This is a genomic window from Marinobacter sp. bablab_jr003 (assembly GCF_016464245.1).
In the GTDB taxonomy this organism is placed as follows: domain Bacteria; phylum Pseudomonadota; class Gammaproteobacteria; order Pseudomonadales; family Oleiphilaceae; genus Marinobacter; species Marinobacter vinifirmus.
This window is the reverse complement of sequence record NZ_JADARC010000110.1, coordinates 1-280: the sequence shown is the minus strand read 5'-3', so window position 1 is coordinate 280 and position 280 is coordinate 1. Positions and strand designations below refer to the sequence as shown.

The 280-nt window shown below is 50.0% G+C and carries 1 pseudogene; it reads right to left on the bottom strand.

Annotation, left to right across the window (positions count from 1 at the left end):
* A pseudogene (locus H3Z84_RS11755) lies at nucleotides 1–140 on the bottom strand (transposase); the annotation flags it as partial.
* Between the last annotated feature and the right edge of the window lie 140 nt (nucleotides 141–280).

Sequence of the window (280 nt, the reverse complement as noted above, 5' to 3'; positions counted from 1 at the left end):
GGAAATGCTGCTTTTATCTTCAGAAAGAAGTAGTCGTTATCCCGGTAGCCGTAGGCCACCCGCTTGATCACCTTGATCTTGTTGTTCATTCCCTCCAACACACTGGTGTTCAGCCGGTAGACCGCGCTGGCGATAATGCCGAGTTATTGTCAAATCTGGTGTATGACCATCAGGCAGCGTTCCTGCCAGATTGATCTTCCACCTGTATTCCATCCTGAAACTGCACGTTGTCCACGACCAGCTTCAGTTGGTCAAACCCCTTGATTCGCTTCCAGCGTTT